This is a genomic window from Lentzea sp. CC55 (assembly GCF_021056325.1).
GTDB classification, from domain to species: Bacteria; Actinomycetota; Actinomycetes; order Mycobacteriales; family Pseudonocardiaceae; genus Lentzea; species Lentzea jiangxiensis.
In genome coordinates this window covers 52,888-79,478 of record NZ_JAJCXE010000057.1, presented here as the reverse complement: position 1 = coordinate 79,478, position 26,591 = coordinate 52,888, and the positions used below count along the sequence as shown (strand labels likewise).

The following is a 26,591-nucleotide window of genomic DNA, read 5'->3' as shown; positions in this document are numbered from 1 at the left end:
GATGCACGCCGCGCCGAGGTGAAACTCATGAAGGCGGCGAGTCCTCTGCGGCGGTGCCGCACTCCTCGTAGGGAGAAGCCTCTTCAGGCAACAGCGCCGCGAGCTGACGCCGGTTGTCGTGGAACGTCAACACGATGCCAACCAATATCTGAATCATCATGATGGTGAGCGACACGCTGATCGACTGCGGCACCACGACCGAGCCGGGCTTCGTCGAACTGGCTGAGGGATCGAGCAGAATCGCTATCGAGGCCACCGTGAACATCAGAACGACCAGTCCGGCGATGACGACGAGCACCGCTTTCGTCAACCTGATCGCTCGAACCGCTCTTACCGCTCCTAGATGCAGAACTTGGGCAGGCTTGGCCCTTCGAGCGTGATGACGCCGGTGGCGATGGACGAAGAAGCCGTAGACCGCGGCCAAGGGCAAAAAGATCGAAGCGACAACAGCTCCGCCGGTTCGCCGCGCCTCCTCGAGGAACACGTCGAACAGCCCGATCATGCCCATGTCCACGAGGAAGAAGAACCCAAGCCACTGCAAGGCCGAAACGGAAACGAGATGAGTGAGATAGTTCGGCTGTCCGAACGACGTTGGCCGACTACTCCTGCTGTAGATCGGCACCTCCGGCGGCACAGGTCGAGCGTTGGTTTCCAGGCTTGGAAGCTTGAACAACCGCGCACTCACTTCCACTGGCGGCACAACTGAAGTCAACGCCACCGGACTCGGTGATGGTGACGTCACGACAGAAGGCATCGACTCCGGCAGTAGCTGATCGCGCTGTGGCGCGGCAGTTGACGGTGGGGCAAGTGGAGGTGATGGTGGCGGAGGAACCGGCAGCTCTCGCCTGAGCAACAGGTCAGCTCCGCTGTCGAACGACGCCAGCTTGGGCTTGGGCATCTCACGACGACTCATCGCACCATACAAGGCGCCATAGAGCGTTCGTACGGTCAGCGGCTGACCAGGCAACTGATGCCCGTTCTCCAGCAGGTGGATCAACTCGCCGGTGAACACCGTGTGGCGCTCACCAGGAGGCGACAGCGCTCGATTGTTCCGCGGCACGGAGGTGATCACCGATGTACCCGAGATGCGGATCTCACGGGTGTCGACCGCATCGCCGGACATTACCCCGATCGCCAGGCCGGAGTAGCAGCAGTCCAGGACTACGAGCTTGACACGGGCAGGACTGCGCTCCACGACTTCCCGCACGTCCTCGTAGGACACAGCACTCGCCGCAAGGTTGTCCGGATCGGTGCCGCGGACTCCCAGGTACAACAGATCCCGTGTCTCGTGACGCAGACCGTGCCCGGCGTAGTACACCAGCAACAGATCTTCTGCTTTTGAAGCTTCCCTGCTCAGCCGACTCATGAAGCTCATCGCAGAATCCGGACTGTCGACCACTACACAGGCGTCGTACGTGAGCACACCGGTATCCGGGCGTGTCAGCGCCTGGCGAAGGTCTACAAGGTTGTTCGACACGGCAGGCAGGTTCGGCAGCCGGTCATGGCGTTCGTAGTCGCTCGTCCCAATGAGAACGGCACGAGAAAGAGCCGAGGCAGGCGCGGAAGTCACTTGCCGTCGCCGGTAATCGCACGTAGCTGGTCAAGAACGCGCTGGGCGTCTTCCGGACTGCCACAGGTGAGCTCGACCGAACGGCCTGCGGCGTCCTGGATTTTGATCGAGACTTTGCGGCCGTCCCGCCGTCTGTTGATCCATTCGAACAGCGAGCTGACGAATGCCCCCGCGGTACCACTGGTGATCAAGACGACGATCGTCTCGATCGCTCCGCCCATCTCCCCCTCGGCGATCGGAGCTGCGCGCAGGCTCACAGAACCACGTAGATCGTCTTCCTCACGAAGCCAACGCGTGAGTGCTCTCGCATCGTCGTCCGACCCATGCGGATCGACGTGTACGGAAATGGTCGCCACCAGCAAGTCCTCTGGGCCAATGAACAAAGTTCGATTAGCCCCAAACATTAACGCAGCGTGACGACGTTGACGATCGACTCTACCGATAGTCACCCGATTGGGTGCCTGAGCGCCCTGAAGCGCTCAGGCATCGAATTACGGGAGCTTCCAGTCGATCGGCTCGGCGCCCTGCTCCTCCAGCAGCTCGTTGGCACGGCTGAACGGCTTCGACCCGAAGAACCCGGAGTGCGCGGACAGCGGTGACGGGTGCGCGGATTCGATGGCGGGCAACGGTTCCAGCAACGGGCGCAGGTTCCGCGCGTTGCGGCCCCACAGGATCGAGACCAGGGGCGCCCCGCGGGCCGCGAGCGCCTTGATGGCCTGCTCGGTCACGGCCTCCCAGCCCTTGCCCTGGTGGGAGTTCGCCTTGCCGGGCTGCACGGTCAGCGCCCTGTTGAGCAGCAGCACACCGCGCTCGGACCACGGCGTGAGGTCGCCGTTGGACGGGATCGGGTACCCGAGGTCCTCGGCGTACTCCTTGTAGATGTTGATGAGCGACTTCGGGATGGGACGGACGTCCGGCGCGACCGAGAACGACAGGCCGACCGCGTGGCCGGACGTCGGGTACGGGTCCTGGCCGACGATCAGCACCTTCACCTGGTGGAACGGTTGCTGGAACGCGCGCAGCACGTTCTCGCCCGCCGGCAGGTAGGTGCGGCCGGCGGCGACCTCCGCGCGCAGGAACTCACCCATGGCGGCGATCTGGTCAGCGACGGGGGCGAGAGCTTCAGCCCAGCCGGCTTCGACAACTTCGTTGAGGGGACGAGCCACGGCTGTGAACCCTATCTCACTCAATCGAGCCGACGGAGCTTCTCCCGGTACAAGGCGATGTTCTGGACGTACTTCTCCACGATGAACTCCCAGGCCCGTTCCGGCACAACGTGTCCGGCGCGTTCGCGGGCCGGAACCCCCAGCACCATCGTGCGTTCGCGGACGTGGCCGTCGAACGACACCACCGCGCCGGCGCCGACGATCGCGCCCTTTTCCACGATGGAACCGTTGAGCACCACCGAACCGGACGCGATCAGGCAGTCGTCGGAGATGGTCGCGCCCTCGATGTGGACGTTGTGGCCGATGACGCACGACGACCCGATGTGCACCGGGTGGACCTCGGTGCAGTGGATGACGGTGCCGTCCTGGATCGACGTGCGCTCGTCCACGACGATGCGCCCGTAGTCACCGCGCAGCACGGCCTGCGGCCACACCGACGAGAAAGCACCGATGCGCACGTCGCCGATCACCGTCGCGTCCGGGTGGACGTACGCGTCCGGGTGGATCTGCGGCGTGTAGTCCCCCAACGCGTAGATGGCCATGAGCTTGAACCTACAACGACTTCCCGTAGCAGCGGCTCTCCGGGTGGTCGCGGTAGACGCCGAAGTTCTCGATGCGCTCGTAGCCGGTGGCGAGGTACAGGCCGATCGCCTCGGGCTGGCGCAGACCGGTCTCCAGCACCATCCGCCGGTGGCCTGCCGCGCGCGCGGTGTCCTCCAGGTCGGTGAGGACGAGCCGGGAGAGGCCGCGGCCGCGCAGCGCGTCGGCGACGTACATGCGCTTGATCTCGGCGGCGCCCTCGAGCTCCTGGTGCACGCGCCAGCCGCCGCACGCGACGGGCGTGCCGTCGAGGTAGCCGACCACGAAGTAGCCGAGCGGCGCGGCGAACTGCGCCGGGTCCACGGGGGTGGCGTCCTCGTCGCCGTAGCGCTCGACGAAGACCTGCTGGAGGTCGGCGATCAGCTTGACCGAATCTGGATGATCATACGCGCGCGTGCATAGTTCCACATCGACCAGTTTACGCCCGCCAGTGCTCCCAGCCGGGAGGTTTTTCGTAAACCCTGCCGTCGACCGTGACCCCTTCGCCCGCGCGGACGGTGCCGATCGTCGTCCACCCGGCCGGAACCGACTTGGGACCGGGGAACGTCGCCGCGAGGGCGTGATCTTCGCCTCCGGTCAGCGCCCAGTGCCGTGCGTCACCACCGAGCGCCGAGGCGACGTCGAGCAGGCGCGGGTGCAGCGGCAGCAGGTCGGTGCGGACGTCGATCGCCACGCCGGAGGAGTCCGCGATGTGGCCGAGGTCCTGCAGCAGCCCGTCCGAGATGTCGATCATCGACGTGGCTCCCGCCTCCGCGGCCTTGGGGCCCTCCTCGTACGGCGGCTCCGGGCTGCGCTGGGCGTTGACGATGCCGACCGGCGAGCGGAACCCGCGGCCGAGCACGGCGAGTCCGGCGGCCGCCCAGCCGAGTCTCCCGGTGACCGCGACGACGTCCCCGACGAGCGCTCCGGACCGCGTGACCGGCTCGAGCCCGTTCATGTCACCCATGGCGGTGATGGAGATCACCAGCGTGGCGGAGCTGACCATGTCGCCGCCCACGATGCCCGCGCCGGCCTTCGCCGCTTCCTCCCACAGGCCCGCCATGATCCCCTCGACGACCGACGCCGGGGTGTCCGCGGGACACGCGAAACCGACCAGCAGGGCCGAGGGCAGGGCGCCCATCGCGACGACGTCGGCGAGGTTCACCGCGGCCGCTTTTCGGCCCACCTGCTCGGGTGTGGACCAGTCGAGTCTGAAGTGGACACCCTCGACGAGCAGGTCCTTGGAGGCGACGACCCGTCCGTCCGGGACGGCGACGACGGCCGCGTCGTCGCCCGGCCCGAGGATGGTCGTCTCCGGCTGCGCGCGACCGGTCGTCACCCTGTGGATGAGGTGGAACTCACCCACGTCGGCGACCGTCTCCGCGTCGCGCGGCGGCTCCGGACGCAAAGTTGCCTCCCAATCTGAGCATTCGGAACCCCAACTGGGGTACGTTGCGTGACACGTTCCTACCCCGACCCAACCTGTCGCGACGAAGGGGCACGCCGTGGTGCATGCATACATCCTCATCCAGACCGAGGTCGGCAAGGCCGCCGCAGTCGCCTCCGAGATTTCCGGGATCACCGGGGTAGCCACCGCCGAGGACGTCACCGGTCCGTACGACGTCATCGTGCGCGCCGAGGCGGACACCGTCGACCAGCTCGGCCAGCTCGTGGTCGCGCGCATCCAGAACGTCGAGGGCATCACCCGCACCCTGACCTGCCCGGTGGTCCATCTCTAGCTCGTGCTGTCATAGCCGGGTGACTCAGCAGGAAACCACATCGGCGCTGTCCCGGCCGCTGCTCGCGGCGGTCGGGCTCGCCGTGCTGCTCGCCATCGGTGTCGCCGGGCTCGGTCTGTGGCTGGGCACGGGAAACCAGTCCGAGGACGTCCCCGGCCGCACGGGTCCGCTCGCACTGGTCTCGATCGACGCGCCGTCGGCCGGCTCACCGGAATGCGCTTCCCTGGTCGAGAAGCTGCCGCTCGGGCTGCCGTCCGGGACGGACATGCTGTCGCGCAGGGAGATCGCCTCGCCGGCGCCGCCCGCCACGGTCGCGTGGGGTGACGCCAAACACGATCCGGTGGTCCTGCGCTGCGGGTTGCCGCGGCCGTCGGAGCTGACGCCGACGTCGCAGCTGCGGCTGATCTCCGACGTCCAGTGGTTGCAGCTGCCCGGTTCGGGCAGCTCGACGTGGGTGGTCGTGGACCGCGGCGTGTACGTGGCGCTGACGGTGCCCGACGACGCGGGCACCGGACCGTTGCAGGACATCTCCACGACGGTGCGCGACCTGCTGCCGAAGCAGCCGGTCAAGACCTCCTAGCGCAGGCCGCTGCCGCGCGCGATCGCCGTCTCCACCAGCGTGGTGAGCAGCGTCGGGAAGTCGATGCCGGTCGCGTCCCACGCCTTGGGGTACATGGAGATCGGCGTGAAGCCGGGCATGGTGTTGAGCTCGTTGACGATGAGCTCGTCCTGCTCGGTCAGGAAGAAGTCCACCCTGGACAGGCCCTGGCAGTCGAGGGCCTTGAACGCGGTGACGGCGAGCTCGCGCACCCGCGCGGTGGTCTCGTCGTCGAGCTTCGCCGGGATGTCGGCCTCGTAGGAGTCGTTGACGTACTTGGCCTCGAAGTCGTACCAGTCGGCGCCCTCACCGACCGGGCGCAGCTCGGCGGGCAGCGAGGCCTCGACGCGGCCGTCCGGGAACTCCAGCACGGCGAGCTCGATCTCGCGCGGGTTCGCGACGGCGGCCTCGACGATGACCTTGGGGTCGTGCCGGCGGGCCTCGAAGATCGCGGCGTCGAGGTCGGCCCAGTCGTTCACCTTGGAGATGCCGACGGACGAGCCCGCACGTGACGGCTTCACGAACACCGGCAGCCCGAGGTGCTCGCGCTCGTCGAGCGTCAGGGTGGTGGCGGAGCGGTCCAGCGCGACGAACCTGCCGACGTCGAGGCCCGCCGCCTGGAGGATCTTCTTGGCGAAGACCTTGTCCATGGCGGCGGCGCTCGCGAACACGCCGGGGCCGACGTACGGGACGCCGCCCAGCTCGAGCAGGCCCTGGATCGTGCCGTCCTCACCCCACGCGCCGTGCAGCAGCGGGAAGACGACGTCGACGTCCTTCAGCGCCTGGCCGGGCTCGACCGGGGTGATGTCGGACCTGCCGCGCAGCGTCGGGAGGTTGCCCGCGCCGGCCTCCAGCGCGTTCGGGTCCGTGCCGAGCGCCCACTGCCCCTGCGGCGTGATGCCGACGGGGACCACCTCGAAGCGGTCCGGGTCCAGGTAGGGCAGGACGCTCTTGGCGGACTGGCAGGAGACCTCGTGCTCGGAGCTGCGGCCGCCGAACACCACGGCCACCCTCGTCTTGCGCTGCGTCATGCCGGGGACCCTACCCGTTTGGGCGATTGTGCCCATCGCATCGCTGCGGAGCCGAACCCGCACCTCGGCGAAGTGCTCCGGTTCGCGGCCGCGCTCACGGGTGGGACGCGCTGGAGAGCTGGGTGTCACCAAGGGCAGCGCGGGCGAGCACTGCCGGCCGGAGCTCGAGCACGTCGGCACCGGGACCGGGTCGGCCAACTCCGCGATGATCCGGGTGAACGAGCGGCTGGGCTTCGTGACGGCCCGCGAGGTGGTCGTGGTCAACCGCTCGCCGTGATCAGCTCGGTCAGCACCGGCAGCGCGTTGACCAGCTGTTCCCGTGAGCACGCGCTGTAGCCGATGGCGAGCCCGTGCCACCTCGCGCGGTGGACGAAGTGCCTGCCGAGCCCGTCGACGCGCAGCCCGCGTTCCAGCGCCGCCCGCATGACCTCGCGCTCCTGCTCGGCACCGGGCAGCGGCACCACGACGTGCGCCCCGGCGTCGTCGCCCAGCACCTCGATCCCCGCTTCGGCGAACGTGCCGACGATCAGCGCGCGGCGCTCGGACAGCTCGCGGCGCAGCTTGCGCAGGTGCCGGCCGAGGTCACCGGTCCGCGCGAGCTCGACGACGACCCGTTGCCCCGCCGCGGCCGGACTCGTGCCGGTGAGGTCGCGGTGCTCGAGGACGGCCGTGGCGATGTGCTCGGGCGCCACCATCCAGCCCGCGCCGAGGGTGGGCGTGAGGATCTTGCTGGTGGTGCCGAGGTGGACCACGACGTCCGGGGCGAGCGCGGCCAGCGACGGCAGCGGGGCCACGTCGTACCGGAGCTCGCCGTCGTAGTCGTCCTCGATGACGAGCCAGCCGTCCCGCCGCGCCCGTTCGACGAGTGCCACGCGGCGTCCCGCCGACATGCGCCCGCCGAGCGGGTACTGGTGGGCGGGCGAGCAGTAGACGGCCTTCACGCCCGTGGGGACGGCGTCGGGCAGGAGGCCTTCCGCGTCGACGACCGCCTGCACGACCCTGAGCCCGTTCGCCTTGAAGACGCCCACCGCCCGCTGGTAGCCGGGTTCCTCGACGGCGACGGCGTCTCCTCGTTCGAGGACGGCCACCGCGATCTCGGTGAGGACGGCCGTCGTGCCGCCGGTGGCCAGCACGGGGTCGGCGTTGACGGCGAGACCGCGGTGGCGCAGCAGGTGCTCGGCGATGACCTCGCGGTACTCGGGCAGCCCCGCGCGTTCGGGCCGGGACAGCGGAGGCGTGTCGGCCGCCGCCCGCCACGCCCTGCGCCAGGCCGCCCGGTCGAGCCCGCCCGCCCACGGCGCGCCGGTGCCGAGGTCGACGAAGTCGGTGATGGCGGGCACGACCGGCTTGCGCGAACGTGTGTGCAGCGGACCGGGCGGGGTCGTGGTGACGTAGGTGCCGGAGCCGTGCCGGCCCGCGATCCAGCCCTCGGCGTGCAGCTGCTCGTAGGCGGCGGCGGTGACGGTGCGGGAGACGCCGAGGCTGTCGGCCAGTGCGCGCGTGGACGGGAGGCGGTCGCCCGCCCGGAGGCGGCCCTCGGAGGCGGCGGAGCGGAGGGCGTCGGCCAGCTGGACGGCGAGTGGTTCGGCGGACTCGCGGTCGAGGGCTACGGGGAGGGCGGTCTCAGCCACGGGTGACCTCGCACGCTCGCGCAGGCGTCCCCCGGCCAAGGGGACCCCTTGTTTTCATCATCCCGGACAACACTGACACTCCTGGTGGGCGCAAGCGACGAAGTGGCCTTCTGAAATGAGCGGAAAATGGCGCTTCAATGATGCCACTTCTCGCCGCACAGTAGGAGCATGACCTCCGACCTGCAGCTCTCCCCCACCGAACGCAGCACCGTCGTCCGCGGCAAGAACCGGGCCGTCCAAGACCGCCAGGTGCTCTACGACGTCCTCGACGCCGGCCTGGTCTGCCACCTCGCCGTGGAGGTCGACGGGGCGCCGTTCCTCGTCCCCACCGCGTACGGGCGGGACGGCAACCGCATCTTCCTGCACGGGTCGACGGGCTCACGGTCCATCAGGAGCATGCTCGAGGGCAAGCCGGTGTGCGTCGCCGTCACGCTGGTGGACGGCGTCGTCTACTCGCGGTCGGTGTTCCACCACTCCATGAACTACCGGTCGGCGATCGTCCACGGCACGGCGAAGGTCGCGGAGGACCCCGAGCACGCGCTCAAGGTCATCGTCGAGCACGTCACGCCGGGCAGCTGGGACTACGCGCGCGGTCCGTCCAAGAAGGAGCTCGCGGCGACGGTCGCGCTCGAGATCGACCTCACCGAGGCGAGCGTCAAGGTGCGCGAGGGCGGGCCCGGCGAGGAGCCCGAGGACCTCGCGGCGAACCTGGTGTGGGGCGGGCACATGCCGCTCATCCAGTCGTGGGGTGCGCCGGTGCCGCACGAGACGGACAAGCCCGTGCCGCCGCACGTCAGCGGACGGGGCCGTTGACCGGGTCGTAGCGGTACGGGGTCATGGCGCGGGTGCCGTGGCGGTACACGTGGATCGACACGGCCGGGTCCACGCCGTCGTTGCGCACCTGGTGCACGTAGCCGGGGCCCCACACGCGCGACTGGCCGGCGCGCAGCGAGTGCACGACCTGGATGCGGGTCGTCACCACCTCGGTCAGCAGGCCGCTGACCACGGTGAACGCGCCGGAGGTCGTGGAGTGGTCGTGCAGCGACGCGGTCTGGCCGGGCAGCCAGCTCATCAGCCAGATCTCCTGGTCGCCGGTCTTGTCGACCAACGCCGAAAAGCGCTCTTCCGGGTCGTAGCGGAGCAGGTGCTTCCAGCGGTCGCGGTCGGCCGCCCACGCCAAAGCCACCCGGACGGGGTGCAGCAGCTGGGTGTTCTCGGGCAGTACGACGCTGTTCTCGGGAACGGCGAACATCGGGAAAAGGTCCTAACCAGGCGAATGCGCGAAAGAGGACGCGGGACTATCGCCAGGTACAACAGCAACACGTGTTGAAGGACATGCCGCAGAGGGTCCCGGAACCGGGACCCTCCGTCAATCCAGTCCCAAAGCTTGGGACACGTCCGCGACCAGGTCGGCCGTGTCCTCACAACCGCACGAGAAGCGCACGAGACCTTCGGGCACCGGGTCGCCCCACTGCGCGCGCCGGTCCGCCGTCGAGTGCAGGCCGCCGAACGACGTCGCCGCCGACACCAGCTCCGAGCGCTCCACGAACTCCTCCACCGCCGCGGCGTCGGGCAGCTCGAACGTCAGCACGCCGTTGAACCGCCGCATCTGCTGGGCGGCAAGCACGTAGGCCGGGTCCTGCTCGGCGCCGGGCCAGCGCAGGCCCTCGACCTTGCCGGACAACGCCTCGTACAGCGCCGCCGCGTTCTTCGCCTGCCGCTCCAGCCGCAGGTCCAGGGTGCCGAGGCCGCGCAGCACGAGCCACGCCTCGAACGGGCCGGGGATCGCGCCGTTCAGCGTGCGGGCGTCGCGCAACCGCGTCGCGAGCTCGGGCGACGCGACCGTGACGTGTCCGAACAGGACGTCGCTGTGCCCGGCGACCGCCTTGGTGTCCGAGGCCACCACGACGTCCGCACCCAGCTCCAGCGGCCGCTGCCCGAGCGGCGTCGCCGTCGTGTTGTCCACGGCCAGCAACGCGCCCGCCTCGTGCGCCGCGTCGGCCAGGGCGGCGATGTCGCACACGTCCAGACCGGGGTTCGACGGCGTCTCCAGCAGGACCAGCCGCACGCCCTCGAAGGACGGGTACGGGCCCGCCGTGGGCGCCTCGACGACCCGCACGTCCATTCCGGACACGAACCTGCGGCTCAGGAAGTACCCGTCCGACGGCAGGACCAGGGTGTCGCCGGTGGACAGGACCGTGCGCAGCAACGTCGAGATCGCCGCCATCCCGGACGGGAACACGACGCACTCGCCGCCCTCCAGCGAGCCGAGAGCGCTCTCCAGCGACCGCCACGTCGGGTTGCCCGACCTGGCGTAGGTGTCCGCACCGCCGAGGTGGAACGCCGACGCGAACACCGGCTGCGCGCCGAACGGCTCGCCCGGCCCGCCCTGGACGGCGTGCACGACCCGCGTGCCGTCGCCGAACTCGGCGTTCACTGGCGCTCGTGCTTGCGGTCGCGGCCCAGCAGCGCGGCGCCGAGCTCGCGCACGCTCAGCCCGTCGTGGCAGACCTGGTGGACGCCTTCGGTGATCGGCATGTCGACGCCGTGCGCCGCGGCGAGCTCGCGGATCGACGAGCAGGACTTCACGCCTTCGGCGACCTGCCCGTGCGCGGCCTCCTGCGCCTGCGCGAGGGTCTCGCCCCTGCCGAGCCGCTCGCCGAAGGACCGGTTGCGCGACAACGGCGACGCGCACGTCGCGACGAGGTCGCCCAGGCCGGCGAGGCCCGCGAACGTCAGCGGGTCGGCCCCGAGGGCGGCGCCCAGCCGTGCGGTCTCAGCCAAGCCGCGCGTGATGATCGACGCCATCGTGTTGTCGCCGTAGCCCATGCCCGCCGCCATGCCGCACGCCAGCGCGATGACGTTCTTGCACGCCCCGCCGAGCTCGCAGCCCACGACGTCGGTGTTGGTGTACGGGCGGAAGTACGAGTTCGAGCACGCGTGCTGCAGGTCGACCGCGCGGTCGTGGTCCGTGCACGCGATGACCGTCGCGGTCGGCTGACCGACGGCGATCTCCTTGGCCAGGTTCGGTCCGGACACCACGGCCACCTGCGACTCGTCGACGCCGGCGACCTCGCGGATCACCTCGCTCATCCGCTTGAGCGTGCCGAGCTCGACGCCCTTGGACAGCGACACCAGGGTCGCGTCCGGCGGCAGCAGGTCCTTCCAGGCCGAGAGGTTCGCCCGCAGCGTCTGCGACGGCACGGCGAGCACCACGGCGTCCGCCCCGTCGAGCGCCTTCGCCGGGTCGGAGGTGGCCGCGAGGTTGGCGGGCAGCGGGATGCCGGGCAGGTAGCCGGAGTTCACGCGGGTCTCGGTGATCTCCGAGGCGACCTCCTGGCGGCGCGCCCACATCACCACCTCGGGACCGGAGTCCGCGATGACCTTCGCGAAGGCCGTGCCCCACGACCCGGAGCCCAGCACCGCAACGCGTTCGATCGCCATGGTCAGGCCTTCCTCGGTCCGTAGAAGCCCTCGGGGGCCTGCTGCTGCCGGATCTCGGCCAGGTTGTCCTTGACCGCGCCCATCAGCAGGTCCGTCACCTCGCGCAGCAGCGGCAGGGTCTCCTCCCGGCCGCGGTACGCGGACAGGTCGACCGGCTCGCCGACGAGGTGGGTGATCGTCTTGCGCGGGAGCGGCCGGAACTTCTTGCGGTAGTGGTTGTAGAGGTCGAGGGTGCCCCAGCGGGCGACCGGGATGACCGGGCCGTCGTGCTGCAGGGCGAGCCGGGCGACGCCGGTGCGGGAGTTCGCGGGCCAGCCGTCGGGGTCCTTGGTGATCGTGCCCTCGGGGTAGATCACCACGACGAGGCCGTCCTCCAGCGCCTTGTGCGCCGCGCGCAGGCTCTGCTGGGCGTCGGTGGTGCCCCGGTAGACGGGGATCTGCTTCGCGCCCTTGAGGATCGAGCCCATGATCGGCACGTTCCACAGGCTGTGCTTCGCGAGGAAGTGCGGCACCCGGTCGTTGCGGTGCACGAACACGGCGTCGTAGCACGGGTCGAGGTGCGAGATGTGGTTCATGACGAGCAACGCGGCGCCCTGGCGCGGGATGCGCTCCCCGTTCAGGATCCGGTGCCTGCCCAGCACGAACGACATGGGGTAGACGATCGCCGCGGCGACCCCCACCCAGAAGCCGCCCTTCTCCTTGGCCACGTGGACCTCTCCTCACTCCAGACCTGCGTGGACCTGAACCCGAGAGCACACTAGTCGCCGGATCGTGGACTATGGCGAGGTGCGGGATGAAGTCGACCTCGTGGTCCCGGTCAAGACCCTGGACAGGGCGAAGACCAGGCTGACCAGCGCGACAGGCGGAGATCCGGTGTCGCACGCGGCGCTGGCGCTCGCGCTCGCCCTCGACACCGTGAGCGCGGCTGCGCGCACGCCGGGTGTCCGGCGCGTGGTCACGATCACATCCGATCCCGCCGTCGCGTCCGAAATGGCCGCCTTGGGCGTCGAGTCGCTGCCGGAACCCGGCGAGCCCGGGCTCAACGCCGCCTTGCGGCACGGCGCGCGCACGCTCGGGTCGTCCCGCGTCGGCGCGCTCCAGGCCGACCTCCCGGCGCTCAGGCCCGACGAGCTCCGGGCGGCGCTCGACGCCGCCGCGGACCGCCGCGCGTTCGTCCCGGACCGCCAGGGCACCGGCACGACGCTGCTGCTGGCCGCGCCCGGCGGGGAGCTCGACCCCCGGTTCGGCGTCGGGTCGGCCGGGCACCACCGGCTCTCCGGGGCGGCCGAGCTGATCGGGCCGTGGCCGTCGCTGCGCTGCGACGTGGACACGGAGGAGGACCTGCGCCTCGCTCTCGTCCTCGGTCTGGGGGTCCGCACCGCGAACGCCCTGCCCGCCTGGACAACCTGAGCAGCCGTCGCGCGTCTTCCGGGTCGCTGGGGTGATCACGACTTGGGAGACCGATGCGAGCGCTGACCGCGCTGGCGGCAGTCACGGCCATCGCGGGCTGTGTAGCCGCCTTTCCGATCGACCGTCCTTCCGACTACACGGCGGAGAGCAAGCTCGGCACGTGCCGGGTGGACCTGCCCCAGGACTGGAAGGACCGGCTGTCCCGCAACACGACGGAGGTCGGTTCGCACGAGAAGGTCACCGTCGTCGGTGCGGACGCCGACGCCGGCACGACGCTGGTGAAGACCACGCGCAACAGGACCACCGAACTGGTGCTGCACGACCACGGCAAGCGCCAGCAGGTGATGGCCGTCCAGAACGACGGTCAGCTGTTCGGCGTCGAGTTCGACGGCCGCTGGGTCACGTTCTCCACGTCCCCGGGCCCCGGCGACGCCACCACCACGACCTACGCGTGGGACTCGCGCAACGACGGCGCGCCGGTGCCGATCGGCGCCAGCGGCGCGGTGCTGCACAACGGCAAGGCCGCCTGGGCGGACCAGGCGGGCGTGCACGTCTATGACCTGGCGAGGAAGAAGGACAGGGTCGTCGGCCGGGGCGGCAGGCCGGTGTTCCTGGGCGACGCGGTCATCTGGCTGCAGGACGGGAAGTTCCGCTCGGAGGGGGCGCTGCCGGTCCAGCTGGAGGACGCGAGGCCCTCGGACAGCGTGGCTTCGGACGGGCGCACGGTGGTGTGGGCGCAGGACGACGAGCTGCGCGGCTGGCGCGACGGCTGGGCCGAACCGCGCGAGCTGGCCGCGATCAGGCCGGTGCCGAGGACGGAGGGCATCGTGTTCCCCCGCGTCAGCGGCGACTTCGTGTCGTGGCAGTCGGAGTCCTCGTACGTGACGGACATCCGCAGCGGCGCGACCGTGCACACGACCGAGGGCGCGTACTGGCTCGAGGTCCACGGCGGAGCGTTGACGCGGCAGGGGTGGCGCGTCGCGGCGGCGGCACCGCTTTCGGAGCTGTCACCGCTGAAAGCCTGCTGACGCGCGGCGCGTTCCCCTTTCGCGCCGCGTTGATTCCGTGACGAACGACACGAAAATGTTGGTTTGGGCAACTCGGTGGGGAACCCCGGCACCTTTACATCCGTATCCCCCGATGCAGACGGCGCAACCCCCTACGCCGTTCCCCCGACGCATTGCTCAGAGGTGTACCTGCATGAAGTCGTTGACGCACGCCGACTACCTGGCGTTGCGCCGCTTCCCCGCTCTCGACGGCCTTCGCGCCATCGCCGCGGTCCTGGTCGTCTTCTTCCACTACGGCGGTCCCGACTGGCTCCAGGGCTGGGCCGGGGTCCAGATGTTCTTCGTCCTCAGCGGATTCCTCATCACCACGCTGATGCTCCGCGAGGAGCGCAGGACCGGGCGGATCTCGCTCGAGGAGTTCTACTTGCGGCGGGCGTTCCGAATCCTGCCCGTGTACTTCGTGGTCCTCTTCGCCACAATCGCCGGTTCGCTCGTCATGGGCACGTTCGTCAGCAACGGGACAGGCCCGGCGCTGCAGTACTTCTTCACCTTCACCAACGAGTTCGCCGGCCCCAGCCCGTACGGGCAGTCCTGGTCGCTGGGCATCGAGCAGAAGTTCTACCTCGTCTGGCCGCTGGTGGCGATCGCGCTGGGCACCGTCGTGCTCAGGCGCCGCGCCGGTGCCGCCGCCCTCGGCATGCTGCTCGCCCTCGTGGTCGTGAACTTCACCGTGTCGCACAGCAACCCCGGCTGGCCGCTGCACTACTTCTCGATCCTGACCGGCGTGCTGCTCGCGATCGCGCTGCACAGCCCGCGCGGCTTCGCCCTGCTGCGCCCGCTCACGAACCCGGTCGCGCAGGTCTTCATCTCCCTCGGCTTCGTGATGGTCCACGTGGGCGTGAAGCCGATGGCGGGCTTCCTCGACGGCACGGGTGGCATCCCCGGCCACGTGCTGGTCGTCCCGGTGTACGCGCTGGCGACAGCCGTGCTGCTCACCTCGATGGTCACACCGGGTCCGGTCACGGCGGTGCTGTCCACGAAGCCGATGCAGTTCGTCGGCGAGCGTTCCTACTCGCTCTACCTCGTGCAGACGATCGCCGCGACGGTCCTCGCGCTCGTCTGGCCCGAACTGTCCGGCCTCGGGCAGGCCGTCGTCGTCACCGCACTGGGACTGGTGCTGGCGAGCGTCCTCTACGCGACCGTGGAGATCCCGATGATCGACCTCGGCCGGCGCGTGATCACCCGCCGGCGCGCGAAGGTCGCCGTCACGGGCGGCGTGGCCCGGCAGGGCGCGCCGCGGTCCGCCGACCCGTCGCGGTTGGCGGCCACCGGGCGGGCCCGGTCGTAGAACGGGTTCGGGGTGAGCGGCGCGGGTTCCCGGCCGCTCACCCCGGCCGGTCTCCACGCCCGCGAACGCCACGGCCCCGCCCGAACGTCTAGGGTTCTGCTCCGTGCAGGCGACCGTGTCCACGTTCAACAGTGACGGCTCTGCCGTCGTCCTGCGAGATGACGGCGTTCTCGTCGACGTCAGTGCCGAAGCCGTCACCGCGGGTGGCTGGCGGATGCTGCGCCCCGGCCAGCGGGTGACCCTCGAACGTAGCCCCGACGGGGTCGTCACAGCTCTGCGCCTGCCTGTCCTGTGACGAGGAGTTCACCAGACGGTCGTCCTGGCTGGGGGCGCCAACGGCGATAGTGCGCGACAATGCGTGACGTGAGCACGGAGAACTCTGACGGCAAGGCGACCCCACCCCGACGCCGCACGCCGAGCGCGAAGGGCGAAGCGGCGACCCCGCGCAAGCAGCCTCGTGCGGCTACCCGGCGGGTTTCGACCACGCGGGCGAAGGTCGAGCGAGGCCCCGCGGCCGCCGCTCCGTTGCGCGGCGTGCCCTCGGCACCGCCCGCGGTGACGTCGAGCGCCCTGCCCGGGGACCTCCCGGACGACCGGTACTTCAACCGTGAACTGTCCTGGTTGGACTTCAACGCCCGCGTGCTCGCGCTCGCGGAGGACTCCTCGCAGCCCCTGCTGGAGCGCGCCAAGTTCCTCGCGATCTTCGCCTCGAACCTGGACGAGTTCTACATGGTCCGGGTCGCGGGCCTGAAGCGGCGCGCGGAGACCGGCCTCACGGTGCGCAGCGCGGACGGGCTCACGCCGCTCGAGCAGCTCGTGGGAATCTTCAAGCGCTCTCAGGAACTGGTGGAGCAGCACGCCCGCACGTTCCTCGACCACATCCGGCCCGGCCTGGAACAGCACCAGATCAGCATCGTGACGTGGGGCGACCTCACGGACTACGACCGGCTGAGGCTCTCCAACTACTTCAGCGAGCAGGTGTTCCCGGTCCTGACGCCGCTCGCGGTCGACCCGGCGCACCCGTTCCCGTACATCTCGGGGTTGTCGCTGAACCTCGCGGTGACCGTGCGGGACCCCGAGGGCGGCGGCGAGCGGTTCGCCCGCGTGAAGGTGCCGGACAACGTGCCGCGCCTCGTGCGGGTCGAGTCGGACCGGTCGTCCTCGTCGGCGACCTTCCTGCCGCTGGAGGAGCTCATCGCCGCGCACCTCGGCGAGCTGTTCGCGGGCATGGAGGTCATCGAGTGCCACGCGTTCCGCGTGACGCGCAACGCGGACCTCGAGGTCGAGGAAGACCGCGACGAGGACCTGCTGCAGGCGCTCGAACGCGAGCTCGCGCGGCGCCGCTTCGGTCCGCCGGTGCGCCTGGAAGTGGCCGACGACATGACCGAGCACATGCTCGAACTGCTGCTGCGGGAGATGGACGTCGACCCGCACGACGTCGTGACGGTGCCCGGCCTGCTCGACCTGTCGTGCCTGTGGCAGCTCTACGGCATCGACCGCAAGACGTTGAAGGACCCGGCGTTCGTGCCGGCGACGCACCCGGCGTTCGGGGAGCGCGAGACGCCGAAGAGCGTGTTCGCGACCCTGCGCGAGGGCGACGTGCTCGTGCACCACCCGTACGACTCGTTCTCCACGTCGGTGCAGCGCTTCATCGAGCAGGCGGCGGCCGACCCGCACGTGCTCGCCATCAAGCAGACGCTGTACCGCACCTCCGGTGACTCGCCGATCGTCGACGCGCTGATCGACGCGGCCGAGGCAGGTAAGCAGGTCGTGGCGCTGGTGGAGATCAAGGCGCGCTTCGACGAGCAGGCGAACATCAAGTGGGCGCGCACGCTGGAGAAGGCGGGCGTGCACGTCGTCTACGGCCTGGTGGGCCTGAAAACGCACTGCAAGACCTCGCTCGTGGTGCGCCAGGAGGGGTCGACGATCCGGCGCTACTGCCACATCGGCACCGGCAACTACAACCCGAAGACCGCGCGGCTCTACGAGGACGTCGGCATCCTGACCGCCGAGCCGACGATCGGCGCGGACCTCACGGACCTGTTCAACGTGCTGACCGGCTACGCGCGCCAGGACGAGTACCGCTCGCTGCTCGTCGCGCCCTACGGCGTGCGCAAGGGCATCGTGGAGCGGATCAACTCCGAGATCGAGCGCGCGCAGGCCGGTGAGCCGTCGGGTGTGCGCATCAAGGTGAACTCGCTCGTGGACGAGCAGGTCATCGACGCGCTGTACCGGGCGTCGCAGGCGGGCGTGCCCGTGGACGTGGTCGTGCGCGGCATCTGCGGCCTGAAGCCGGGCATCAAGGGGCTGTCGGAGAACATCCGGGTGCGTTCGATCCTCGGCCGGTTCCTCGAGCACTCGCGCGTCTTCCACTTCGTCGCCTGCGACGAGTACTGGATCGGCAGCGCGGACATGATGCACCGCAACCTGGACCGCCGGGTCGAGGTGGCCGTCCGCGTGGCCGACCCGCGGCTCACCAAACAGCTCGGCGACATGTTCGAATCCGCGCTCGACCCGCACACGCGCTGCTGGGTGCTGCGCGCGGACGGAGAATGGGAAGCGTCACCGTCCGACGGTTCGTCGGTGCGCGACCACCAAATGGAACTGCTGCACAAGCACGGAGCTCTTGGGTGATCAAAGCTGCTGGGGCGGTGCTCTGGCGCGACGCCGGCGGTGACGTCGAAGTCGCGGTCGTGCACCGCCAGCGTTATGACGACTGGTCGTTGCCGAAGGGGAAGCTCGACGACGGGGAGACCATTCCCGCCTGCGCGGTGCGCGAGATCCGCGAGGAGACCGGCTATTCCTGCGTCCTCGGCCGGCACCTGCGGCAGGTCGCCTACCGGGTCCGGGGGGTGCCGAAGACCGTCGACTACTACGCGGCCGAGGCCGTTTCCGGTTCGTTCGAGGAGAACGACGAGGTCGACGCGCTGAAGTGGCTGCCGGTCGCCGACGCGTCCTCCCTGCTGACCTACGAGCCCGACCGCGAGGTGCTGGAGGAGTTCGCCCGCCTGCCCGCGGACCTGCTGCTGGTGCTGCTGGTGCGGCACGCCAAGGCCGGGAAGCGGTCCGAGTGGGACGGCGACGACGACCTCCGTCCCCTCTCGGACGCCGGCTGGCGCCAGGCGGCGGCCCTGCGCACGCTGTTGCCGCTGTGGGCACCGGTGCGCGTCCACACGGCCCCCAGGGTGCGCTGCATCGACACCGTGCGGGGCGTGGCGGCCGATCTGTCCGTCGAGGTGGTCGAGGAGGCCCGGCTGTCCGAGGAGGGGTACTGGCCCGACCCCGACGCGGGCCTCGTGCGCCTGCTGGAGGTGGCGGCCCTCGAAGGCCGCGCCGTGGTGTCCTCGCAGGGCGGTGTGATCCCGGCAGTCGTGCAGTCGCTGGCCGAGATGGGCGGGCTCCGGCTCGACAAGATCCCCTGCAAGAAGGGCAGCACGTGGGTGCTGGCCTTCACCAGGCCGTTCGGCGCCTGGTCCACTTCGGACTCGCCTTCGCGCTGGCCAACGCTGGTGTCGGCGCACTATCTGCCCTCCGCGCTGCCCCGTCCCTGACGAGCCCGCGCGGGCGTTCCGCTGCCGCCGCCTTCCCGTTCCGACGAAAGTTCGCCTCTGGCAACCAAGTCGGGTGGGAAGGCGGCGGTTTCGCTTGCGCCTCGGGTGTTCACCGGCGTGATGGCGTTATTTCTATTGGTGCGCAGAGCGATTCTTCCGCCTCTGCGGGGGTGTGCGCATTGAGGCCGCCGAGCGTTCGGAACCGGCGGTGAATTCGGCCCTTCGGCGGAAGTGGGCGAGTCCGCCGGTGGACAGCGGAATCGGATCGGAACCGTTCTTGGCGGGCGCCGCGGTCCCGCTGCGGCACACGGGATTTCGATCGACCGACCTCGTTCCCGAAGCGCACCGTGCGGCTCCGCCGCAGGTCAGAGCCCTCACGGGGCGGCTTCCCAGGCACGCCAAGGGCTTCTCCGGGGACCCCTGCGCCCCAACGACCTCCCGGCCCGGTGACGTCCTGCCCCAAGGCACGCGGAAGGCCCCGGTGTGCGCACACCGGGGCCTTCCGCGTAGTTGCTGAAGTGACGCAGCCTCCCCGTGGAGGCCCGTCTCACTTCTTCTTGGCAGCCGTCTTGCGAGCAGCCGGCTTCGCAGCCGCCGTCTTCGCGGCGGGCTTGGCAGCGGCGGTCGTCGTCTTGGCGGCGGCGGCCGTCGACTTGGCAGCCGGCTTCGCAGCAGCCGTGGTGCGCTTCGCCGGGGCCTTGGCAGCCGCCGTCTTCGTGGTGGCGGCCTTGGTGGCGGTCGCCTTCGCGGGCGCCTTGGCGGCAGCAGCGGTCTTCGTCGCGGCGGCCGTGCTGGTGCGACGGGTCGCGGGCGCCTTGGTGGCGGCCGCGGCCGTGCGGGTGCGCGTGGTGGTGGTCGTCGCGCGGGTCGTCGCGGCCTTCGTCGCCGGAGCCTTGGTGGCCGCGGGCTTCGCGGCGGCAGCGGCGGCGGGCTTGGCGGCGGCCTTGGCGGCAACGGCCTTCGGCAGCTTCTTCGCACCGCTGATGACGTCCTTGAACGTCGAGCCGGGGCGGAACGCGGGCACGTTGGTCTTCTTGACCTTCACGGTCTCGCCCGTGCGCGGGTTGCGCGCGGTGCGAGCCGCACGGGCACGCTTCTCGAAGACGCCGAAGCCCGTGATGTTGACCTTCTCGCCCTTGTTGACGCTGCGCACGATCACATCGACGATGCCGTCAACAGCAGCACCCGCGGTCTTCTTGTCTCCCAGGCGCTCGGCGAGCGCCTCGATGAGTTGGGCCTTGTTCACCTTCAGTCCCTCCCAGGACGCTCACGGCCCCCTAGCGTCGGGCCGACTAGAACGCAACGGTAGGCCCAAATCGCGAGAAATACCAATCGCCACGCCAAAGTTTTCGTTGTGGCGTGGCTAATTGCGCCCCTTCGAGGGACTCAGGGCGCCGGATTCGCCCCTCTCAAGAGGAGAATCCGGCCCCCTCTCAGACCGCCGGAAGCGGATCCGTTGTGGGCAACCAAGTCTGGCGATTGCCTTCAAATGCGCTGATCTCGGGCTCGTGGCGCAGCGTCAAAGCGATGTCGTCGAGGCCTTCGAGAAGGCGCCAGCGGGTGTAGTCGTCGATCTCGAAGGGGGCGACCAAGTCCTTGGCGCGAACGGTCTTGTCGGTGAGGTCGACGGTGACCGGCGTGCCGGGCTCGGACTCCAGCAGCTTCCACAGCAGCTCGACATCGGACTGGCTGCACTGCGCCGCCACGAGGCCCTGCTTGCCCGCGTTGCCCCGGAAGATGTCCGCGAACCGGGACGAGACGACGACGCGGAAGCCGTAGTCCATCAACGCCCAGACGGCGTGTTCCCGAGAGGACCCGGTGCCGAAGTCGGGGCCCGCGACGAGGACGCTGCCCGCCCTGAACGGCTCCTGGTTGAGGACGAAGTGCTCGTCGCCGCGCCAGGCGGCGAAGAGCCCGTCCTCGAACCCGCTGCGGGTCACGCGCTTGAGGTAGACGGCCGGGATGATCTGGTCGGTGTCCACGTTGGACCTGCGCAGCGGCACACCGACGCCCGTGTGGGTGGTGAAGGCTTCCATGGTCAGTTCTCCAGGTCTGCGGGGGCCGACAGGGTGCCGCGCACGGCCGTGGCGGCCGCGACGAGCGGAGACACGAGGTGCGTGCGGCCGCCCTTGCCCTGCCTGCCCTCGAAGTTGCGGTTGGAGGTCGACGCGCTGCGCTCACCGGGGGCGAGCTGATCCGGGTTCATGCCAAGGCACATCGAGCAGCCGGCCTGGCGCCACTCGGCACCCGCGTCGAGGAAGACCTTGTCCAGCCCCTCGTCCTCCGCCTGCTTGCGCACCCGCATCGACCCGGGGACGACGAGCATCCGCACCCCCGAGGCGACGTGCTTGCCCTTCAGCACGTCCGCGGCGGCACGCAGGTCCTCGATGCGCCCGTTCGTGCACGAGCCGAGGAACACGGTGTCCACGCGGATGTCGCGCAGCGGCGTGCCGGGCTCCAGGCCCATGTACGTCAGCGCCTTCTCAGCGGCCACGCGCTCGTTCTCGTCCGCGATCTGCCCGGGGTCGGGGATGCTCGCGCCCAGGGGCAGTCCCTGGCCGGGGTTGGTTCCCCACGTGACGAACGGGGTGAGCTCGTCGGCGTTGATGTGCACCTCGGCGTCGAACGTCGCGTCGTCGTCGGTGCGCAGCGTCTTCCAGTACTCGACGGCCTTGTCCCAGTCCGCGCCGGACGGTGCGTGCGGGCGGCCCTGGATGTAGTCGAAAGTCGTGTCGTCCGGTGCGATCATGCCGGCGCGCGCGCCCGCTTCGATCGACATGTTGCAAACCGTCATGCGCGCTTCCATCGACAGCTTCTCGATGGCCGAGCCGCGGTACTCGAGCACGTAGCCCTGTCCGCCACCGGTTCCGATCTTCGCGATCACCGCGAGAATGATGTCCTTCGCCGTGACGCCGGGACCGAGGTCGCCTTCGACGGTGATGGCCATCGTCTTGAACGGGCGCAACGGCAACGTCTGTGTCGCCATCACGTGCTCGACCTCGGACGTGCCGATGCCGAACGCCAGCGCGCCGAACGCACCGTGCGTGCTCGTGTGGCTGTCGCCGCACACCACGGTCATCCCGGGCTGCGTGAGGCCGAGCTGCGGGCCCACGACGTGGACGATGCCCTGCTCGAAGTCCCCCATGGGGTGCAGCCGCACCCCGAACTCGGCGCAGTTGCGGCGGAGCGTCTCCACCTGCGTGCGCGAGACGAGGTCCGCGATCGGCTTGTCGATGTCGACGGTCGGGACGTTGTGGTCCTCGGTGGCGATCGTCAGGTCGGGCCTGCGCAGCTTCCGGTTGGCAAGGCGCAGCCCGTCGAACGCCTGGGGGCTGGTGACTTCGTGGAGCAGGTGGAGGTCGATGTAGAGCAGGTCCGGCTCCGCACCACTTCCGTGGCGCACAACGTGTGCCTCCCACACCTTCTCCGCGAGCGTGCGGCTCATCGCGACATCTCCCACAGTATGGACGTGCCGACAGATCTGGACTTCTCACTGTCTGGGAAGTTAGTATCGGCTTGTGGGACAGCATAGCGGGATCGGCGTGCTGGACAAGGCAGTGGCCGTGTTGAACGCCGTAGCAAAAGATCCGTGTGGCCTGGCCGAGTTGTGCAACCGCACCGGCCTGCCGCGGGCGACCGCGCACCGCCTGGCCGTGGGCCTCGAGGTGCACAGGTTGCTGCGCCGCGGCTCCGACGGCCGCTGGCGCCCCGGCGCGGCACTCGCCGAACTGGCCGGCGGCGCGACGGACCCGTTGCTGGACGCGGCTTCCTCGGTGCTGCCACGCCTGCGCGACATCACGGGTGAAAGCGTGCAGCTGTACCGCCGCGACGGCATGCAGCGGGTCTGCGTCTCCTCGGCCGAGCCTCCTTCGGGCCTGCGCGACACAGTCCCGATCGGCGCCAGGCTCCCGATGACGGCGGGCTCCGGCGCCAAGGTCCTGGCCGCGTGGTCGGACCCCGGCACGCAACGCGCCGTCCTGGCCGACGCCGTCTACGGCGAACGCACCCTGCTCGAAGTCCGCCGCCGGGGCTGGGCGCAGAGCGTGGCGGAACGAGAACCGGGCGTGGCTTCGGTCTCGGCCCCGGTGCGCGACTCCGCGGGAGCCGTCGTCGCCGCCGTCTCGGTCTCGGGCCCCATCGACCGCATGGGCCGCCGCCCGGGCGCCCGCTGGGCCGCGGACCTTCTGGCAGCAGCCGAGGCCCTGCAAAGCCGCCTCTGAAGCACCACGCCACCAAGGCCGTCCTCCGCACAGGAAGGGCGGCCTTCTGCTTTCTTCTGCACGAGCAGGACGGCGCAGGGCTGAGGCGAGGCGCACAGGCGGGTTGGACCGCGCAGGACGCGGCCGGGAACGGCCGGAGGGGTTGCTCAGGCATGCGCGGCGCGGAGAACGCGACACGATGACAGAGAGGTGCGGCACAGAAGGCAGCCAGCCGACACGAAGCCGTCAGGAAGTCGAGACGTCCACGCCCACAAATGTGTGCGGCAACACAAGCAACGCAATACGGGATACCGAAAGCAATCCGATTAAAACGAACCCGACGAGCGAAGCGATGCCCCAGCCGCCGGCGAGCGAAGCGAAGCCCAACCCCAGAACAATCGGGCAACCCCGAGGCGGGGGTCCGGGGGCGGCAGCCCGCCGGCTGGGGGTCTGGGGGCTCGGCCCAGAGGACACATGCGAAAGAGGCCCGTCTGCGTTCTCCGCAGACGGGCCTCTCCCACCTCTGTAGCCCCGAAGGGATTCGAACCCTCGCTACCGCCTTGAGAGGGCGGCGTCCTAGGCCGCTAGACGACGGGGCCCTAGAACTTCTTGCTGGTGTGAACCTTATCAGATCGCTCTGTCCGGTCCAAATCCGGCTATTCAGTTCGTTTTCTTGCTGTGCTCCGGAACCTTACCCGAGGGCAGTTCTTCCGTTGCAGCTGGGGTACCAGGACTCGAACCTAGACTAACTGAACCAGAATCAGTCGTGCTGCCAATTACACCATACCCCATTGGCTTTCACGATCGACTTCGTTGTCCCTGGGGAGTTCCGAGGCCCTCGTTGCTGCCGGGAGAAATACTAGACCACGCCCCCACCAGAAGTGAAATCGGCCCCCTCCTAACCGCATACGCGCAGGTGGGGGCCGGTCTCGGAGGTGAACTCAGGCGGTCGCGGCGGAGAGTTCGCACACGAGGAGCTCGGGCAGTTCCGCGAGGCTCGTGATCGACGACAGTCCCGCGGGCAGCGTTCCGCCGGTCGGACCCGTGCGGTTGATCCAGACGCCGTGCATCCCGGCGTCGCGGGCCCCGATGGCGTCGGCGTGCAGGCGGTCTCCCACGTGGACGGTGTCGCCGGGCGGGACGCCGAGGGCGAGGCACGCGGTGTGGAAGATCACCCGGTCCGGCTTCGCGCAGCCGACCTCACCCGCGATGAGCACGGCGTCGAAGTACTCGGCGAGGCCCAGCTGGGCGATCTTCACGCGCTGGTGGAGGCCTGAGGCGTTGCTGATCGCCGCGATGGGCAGGCCCGTGGCGCGCAGCCAGTCGAGCATCGGGATCACGTCCGGGAAGAGGCACCAGCCGGCGGAGAGGACCTCCTGGCGGCCGACCTCGCGGCGGGTCGCTTCCTCGAGCGGCAGGTCCTCGCCGAGCGCGGCGAAGAAGGCCTGCGTCCGGATGTTGCGCATCTCCTCGTAGCGGAGCTCGCCGGAGAGCTGGCGGGACACGTGGTCGTCGGTGATGCGCTGCCACAACGACCAGGCGTCGGCGTTACCGACCATCGATGCCAACGCGGCTCGCGAAGAAGTGCTGTAGTCGACAAGTGTGTCGTCGACGTCCAGGCACACAGCGCGGATCTCGCCGGTTCTCTTACGCGTGAAAGTCGGGGACGCAGTTGTCACCCAGGAAGGTTAGGTGCGTCGGGGCCTCGTCCGATTCGGCTAACGAGGTGATTCCTCCAGGTCCTTGCACGATCAAGCGGACCTTGAGGCCCCGAACGAACTAGTCGGACTCCTCCGAGCGCTCAAAGCAATCGCCCGGTCGAGTGTTGTTCGGCAACGCAACCACCACCGCCGGACCCCTCCGTTCCGCGGGCGCGACACCATAGCTGGCGGGGCGGCGTTCCGCACCATCCGCAACCTTTTCGAGGCCTGGTTTCCCAGACCGTCCACAATGGATGGTCCCGAACGAGGTCCACGCCACTTCCGGACTCCGCTTGACGCGCCTGTCGATCAGGAGCATGCTGAGTTTATTCAACACCGGTTGAAAAGAGGGGATCGACATGGAGAGGACGACCTGTCTCGTCGTCGGCGGCGGGCCCGCGGGGATGGTGCTGGGGCTGCTGCTGGCGCGCGGGGGCGTCGAGGTGACGGTGCTGGAGAAGCACGGCGACTTCCTGCGCGACTTCCGCGGCGACACGGTGCACGCGTCGACGCTCACGCTGATGGACGAACTGGGGCTCGGTCCGGCGTTCGAGCAGGTGCCGCACCAGGACGTCGACAAGCTCGAGGCGCTGCTCGACGGCGGCGCCAAGGCCACGATCGCCGACCTGTCACGACTTCCCGGCCCGAACAAGCGCATCGCGATGGTGCCGCAGTGGGACTTCCTGGACCTGCTCGCGGACGCCGCCAGGCTCGAACCGGCGTTCTCGCTGCGGATGAACACCGAGGTCACCGCGATCACCAAGAGCGGCAACAGGGTCACGGGCGTGAAGTACCGGGACCGCGTCGACGGGCACGAGGGTGAGATCGCGGCGGACCTCGTCGTCGCGGCGGACGGCAGGAGCTCGATCCTGCGCGCGGCCGTGGAACTCCCCGTCCACAGCTTCGGCGCGCCGATGGACGTGTGGTGGTTCCGCCTGCCGCGCAAGGAGACCGACGACCTCAAGGGCGGCGCCGGCCGGTTCAGCGCCGGCAGCGCGATGGTCCTGATTCCCCGTGGTGACTACTTCCAGTGCGCTTTCCTGATCCGCAAGGGCACCGACGAGGCACTGCGCGCCGAAGGTGTCGAGAAGTTCCGGCAACGCGTCGTCACGCTCGTCCCGTGGCTCGCGGACCGCGTCGACCACATCAGCAGCATCGACGACTGCAAGCTGCTCGACGTGAAGCTGGACCGGTTGCGGCGCTGGCACGTCGACGGGCTGCTGTGCATCGGTGACGCGGCGCACGCGATGTCGCCCGTCGGCGGCGTGGGGATCAACCTCGCCGTGCAGGACGCCGTGGCGGCGGCCACCCTGCTCGCGAAGCCGTTGCGGGAGGGCCGGGTCACGAGCGCGACGCTCGCGAAGGTGCGAGGGCGCAGGCTGTTCCCGACCCTGGTGATCCAGACCGTGCAGCGGGTGATCCACCGGCTGTTCCTCGGACGCAAGCTGGGCAGCACCGAGACGGTTTCGCGCACCAGCGTGCCGCTGCCGCTCAAGATCGCCCAGAAGCTGCCGTTCCTGCAGGCCGTGCCCGCCTACGTGATCGCGATCGGCCCGCGCCCGGAGCACGCGCCGGAGTTCGCGCGCCGAGCTCCGCGGGTCATCACCAGGTCGTGACG

28 protein-coding genes and 2 tRNA genes are annotated in these 26,591 nt (G+C 69.7%); 12 read left to right on the top strand and 18 right to left on the bottom strand.

Annotated elements, in window-relative coordinates:
* Window positions 1-25 precede the first annotated feature (25 nt).
* The 6 genes from L6E10_RS38775 to L6E10_RS38750 all read right to left on the bottom strand — a co-directional run bounded on the left by L6E10_RS38775 (window position 26) and on the right by L6E10_RS38750 (window position 4,723).
* Window positions 26-1,570, bottom strand: a complete 1,545-nt coding sequence (locus L6E10_RS38775; RefSeq protein WP_236225155.1) for a caspase domain-containing protein — start codon at window positions 1,568-1,570, stop codon at window positions 26-28.
* Window positions 1,567-1,926, bottom strand: a complete 360-nt coding sequence (locus L6E10_RS38770; protein WP_236225154.1) for a hypothetical protein — start codon at window positions 1,924-1,926, stop codon at window positions 1,567-1,569. The genes L6E10_RS38775 and L6E10_RS38770 overlap by 4 nt, the downstream gene beginning before the upstream one ends.
* A gap of 135 nt (window positions 1,927-2,061) precedes the next feature.
* Entirely contained in the window at window positions 2,062-2,736 is a 675-nt protein-coding gene (locus tag L6E10_RS38765) for a uracil-DNA glycosylase (RefSeq protein ID WP_236225153.1), read from the bottom strand.
* A gap of 20 nt (window positions 2,737-2,756) precedes the next feature.
* Window positions 2,757-3,278, bottom strand: a complete 522-nt coding sequence (locus L6E10_RS38760) for a gamma carbonic anhydrase family protein (RefSeq protein ID WP_236225152.1) — start codon at window positions 3,276-3,278, stop codon at window positions 2,757-2,759.
* A gap of 10 nt (window positions 3,279-3,288) precedes the next feature.
* Window positions 3,289-3,744, bottom strand: a complete 456-nt coding sequence (locus L6E10_RS38755) for a GNAT family N-acetyltransferase (RefSeq protein WP_236225151.1) — start codon at window positions 3,742-3,744, stop codon at window positions 3,289-3,291.
* A 10-nt stretch (window positions 3,745-3,754) separates the two neighbouring features.
* The gene (locus L6E10_RS38750; RefSeq protein ID WP_236225150.1) at window positions 3,755-4,723 is read right to left on the bottom strand and encodes a thiamine-phosphate kinase; all 969 of its coding nucleotides are present in this window, start codon (window positions 4,721-4,723) and stop codon (window positions 3,755-3,757) included.
* A gap of 97 nt (window positions 4,724-4,820) precedes the next feature.
* On the opposite strand from L6E10_RS38750, the gene L6E10_RS38745 reads away from it, so the two are divergent.
* Both L6E10_RS38745 and L6E10_RS38740 read left to right on the top strand, forming a co-directional pair.
* The gene (locus L6E10_RS38745; protein WP_053736927.1) at window positions 4,821-5,054 is read left to right on the top strand and encodes an Lrp/AsnC ligand binding domain-containing protein; all 234 of its coding nucleotides are present in this window, start codon (window positions 4,821-4,823) and stop codon (window positions 5,052-5,054) included.
* Between the two features lie 19 nt (window positions 5,055-5,073).
* Window positions 5,074-5,634, top strand: coding sequence for a DUF3515 domain-containing protein (locus L6E10_RS38740; RefSeq protein WP_236225149.1), 561 nt, complete (start codon window positions 5,074-5,076; stop codon window positions 5,632-5,634).
* Here L6E10_RS38740 and L6E10_RS38735 read toward each other — a convergent pair.
* Complete coding sequence (locus tag L6E10_RS38735) at window positions 5,631-6,683, bottom strand: D-alanine--D-alanine ligase family protein (protein ID WP_236225148.1); 1,053 nt, start codon at window positions 6,681-6,683, stop codon at window positions 5,631-5,633. The two genes, L6E10_RS38740 and L6E10_RS38735, sit on opposite strands and share 4 nt — an antisense overlap.
* 100 nt (window positions 6,684-6,783) lie before the next feature.
* On the opposite strand from L6E10_RS38735, the gene L6E10_RS38730 reads away from it, so the two are divergent.
* Window positions 6,784-6,960, top strand: a complete 177-nt coding sequence (locus L6E10_RS38730; protein ID WP_236225147.1) for a hypothetical protein — start codon at window positions 6,784-6,786, stop codon at window positions 6,958-6,960.
* On the opposite strand, the gene L6E10_RS38725 is transcribed toward L6E10_RS38730, so the two are convergent.
* The gene (locus tag L6E10_RS38725; protein WP_236225146.1) at window positions 6,944-8,314 is read right to left on the bottom strand and encodes a PLP-dependent aminotransferase family protein; all 1,371 of its coding nucleotides are present in this window, start codon (window positions 8,312-8,314) and stop codon (window positions 6,944-6,946) included. The genes L6E10_RS38730 and L6E10_RS38725 overlap by 17 nt on opposite strands.
* A gap of 168 nt (window positions 8,315-8,482) precedes the next feature.
* Here L6E10_RS38725 and L6E10_RS38720 point away from each other — a divergent pair, with 168 nt between their 5' ends.
* A complete protein-coding gene (locus tag L6E10_RS38720; RefSeq protein ID WP_236225145.1) occupies window positions 8,483-9,127 on the top strand; it encodes a pyridoxamine 5'-phosphate oxidase family protein in 645 nt (214 codons plus the stop codon).
* Here L6E10_RS38720 and L6E10_RS38715 read toward each other — a convergent pair.
* From L6E10_RS38715 to L6E10_RS38700, 4 genes are all read right to left on the bottom strand, one after another.
* Complete coding sequence (locus L6E10_RS38715; RefSeq protein WP_236225144.1) at window positions 9,108-9,566, bottom strand: cysteine dioxygenase family protein; 459 nt, start codon at window positions 9,564-9,566, stop codon at window positions 9,108-9,110. The two genes, L6E10_RS38720 and L6E10_RS38715, sit on opposite strands and share 20 nt — an antisense overlap.
* A gap of 117 nt (window positions 9,567-9,683) precedes the next feature.
* Window positions 9,684-10,751, bottom strand: a complete 1,068-nt coding sequence (locus tag L6E10_RS38710) for a cystathionine gamma-lyase (protein WP_236225143.1) — start codon at window positions 10,749-10,751, stop codon at window positions 9,684-9,686.
* Window positions 10,748-11,758 carry an NAD(P)H-dependent glycerol-3-phosphate dehydrogenase gene (locus tag L6E10_RS38705; RefSeq protein WP_236225142.1) on the bottom strand — a complete coding sequence of 337 codons (1,011 nt, stop codon included), beginning with the start codon at window positions 11,756-11,758 and terminating at the stop codon, window positions 10,748-10,750. The genes L6E10_RS38710 and L6E10_RS38705 overlap by 4 nt, the downstream gene beginning before the upstream one ends.
* 2 nt (window positions 11,759-11,760) lie before the next feature.
* Complete coding sequence (locus L6E10_RS38700) at window positions 11,761-12,408, bottom strand: 1-acyl-sn-glycerol-3-phosphate acyltransferase (protein WP_236225302.1); 648 nt, start codon at window positions 12,406-12,408, stop codon at window positions 11,761-11,763.
* Window positions 12,409-12,544: 136 nt separating this feature from the next.
* On the opposite strand from L6E10_RS38700, the gene cofC reads away from it, so the two are divergent.
* From cofC to L6E10_RS38670, 6 genes are all read left to right on the top strand, one after another.
* Window positions 12,545-13,168: a 2-phospho-L-lactate guanylyltransferase gene (cofC, locus tag L6E10_RS38695; protein WP_236225141.1), complete on the top strand. Its 624-nt coding sequence runs from the start codon at window positions 12,545-12,547 to the stop codon at window positions 13,166-13,168.
* Window positions 13,169-13,221: 53 nt separating this feature from the next.
* The gene (locus L6E10_RS38690) at window positions 13,222-14,196 is read left to right on the top strand and encodes a hypothetical protein (protein WP_236225140.1); all 975 of its coding nucleotides are present in this window, start codon (window positions 13,222-13,224) and stop codon (window positions 14,194-14,196) included.
* Between the two features lie 172 nt (window positions 14,197-14,368).
* Window positions 14,369-15,523 (top strand): acyltransferase, encoded by a 1,155-nt coding sequence (locus L6E10_RS38685; RefSeq protein WP_236225139.1) that lies wholly within the window; start codon window positions 14,369-14,371, stop codon window positions 15,521-15,523.
* Window positions 15,524-15,626: 103 nt separating this feature from the next.
* Window positions 15,627-15,818 (top strand): cold-shock protein, encoded by a 192-nt coding sequence (locus tag L6E10_RS38680; RefSeq protein WP_090095394.1) that lies wholly within the window; start codon window positions 15,627-15,629, stop codon window positions 15,816-15,818.
* A 59-nt stretch (window positions 15,819-15,877) separates the two neighbouring features.
* Complete coding sequence (locus L6E10_RS38675; RefSeq protein WP_236225138.1) at window positions 15,878-18,157, top strand: RNA degradosome polyphosphate kinase; 2,280 nt, start codon at window positions 15,878-15,880, stop codon at window positions 18,155-18,157.
* Complete coding sequence (locus tag L6E10_RS38670) at window positions 18,157-19,074, top strand: NUDIX hydrolase (RefSeq protein ID WP_236225301.1); 918 nt, start codon at window positions 18,157-18,159, stop codon at window positions 19,072-19,074. Before L6E10_RS38675 ends, L6E10_RS38670 begins: the two co-directional genes overlap by 1 nt.
* A gap of 547 nt (window positions 19,075-19,621) precedes the next feature.
* Here L6E10_RS38670 and L6E10_RS38665 read toward each other — a convergent pair.
* From L6E10_RS38665 to leuC, 3 genes are all read right to left on the bottom strand, one after another.
* Window positions 19,622-20,320 (bottom strand): HU family DNA-binding protein, encoded by a 699-nt coding sequence (locus L6E10_RS38665; RefSeq protein WP_236225137.1) that lies wholly within the window; start codon window positions 20,318-20,320, stop codon window positions 19,622-19,624.
* Between the two features lie 187 nt (window positions 20,321-20,507).
* Window positions 20,508-21,110 carry a 3-isopropylmalate dehydratase small subunit gene (gene leuD, locus L6E10_RS38660; protein WP_236225136.1) on the bottom strand — a complete coding sequence of 201 codons (603 nt, stop codon included), beginning with the start codon at window positions 21,108-21,110 and terminating at the stop codon, window positions 20,508-20,510.
* 2 nt (window positions 21,111-21,112) lie between these two features.
* Window positions 21,113-22,519, bottom strand: a complete 1,407-nt coding sequence (leuC, locus tag L6E10_RS38655; RefSeq protein WP_236225135.1) for a 3-isopropylmalate dehydratase large subunit — start codon at window positions 22,517-22,519, stop codon at window positions 21,113-21,115.
* 73 nt (window positions 22,520-22,592) lie between these two features.
* Here leuC and L6E10_RS38650 point away from each other — a divergent pair, with 73 nt between their 5' ends.
* The gene (locus tag L6E10_RS38650) at window positions 22,593-23,294 is read left to right on the top strand and encodes an IclR family transcriptional regulator (protein WP_176929766.1); all 702 of its coding nucleotides are present in this window, start codon (window positions 22,593-22,595) and stop codon (window positions 23,292-23,294) included.
* A gap of 505 nt (window positions 23,295-23,799) precedes the next feature.
* Here the strand turns inward: L6E10_RS38650 and L6E10_RS38645 are convergent.
* The 3 genes from L6E10_RS38645 to L6E10_RS38635 form a co-directional block, all read right to left on the bottom strand.
* A tRNA-Glu gene (locus L6E10_RS38645) sits at window positions 23,800-23,872 on the bottom strand.
* Between the two features lie 120 nt (window positions 23,873-23,992).
* A tRNA-Gln gene (locus tag L6E10_RS38640) sits at window positions 23,993-24,064 on the bottom strand.
* Window positions 24,065-24,214: 150 nt separating this feature from the next.
* Window positions 24,215-24,898, bottom strand: coding sequence for an HAD family hydrolase (locus L6E10_RS38635; RefSeq protein ID WP_236225300.1), 684 nt, complete (start codon window positions 24,896-24,898; stop codon window positions 24,215-24,217).
* Window positions 24,899-25,332: 434 nt separating this feature from the next.
* Between L6E10_RS38635 and L6E10_RS38630 the strand changes: the two genes are divergently transcribed.
* The gene (locus tag L6E10_RS38630; RefSeq protein WP_236225134.1) at window positions 25,333-26,589 is read left to right on the top strand and encodes an FAD-dependent oxidoreductase; all 1,257 of its coding nucleotides are present in this window, start codon (window positions 25,333-25,335) and stop codon (window positions 26,587-26,589) included.
* Window positions 26,590-26,591 lie beyond the last annotated feature (2 nt).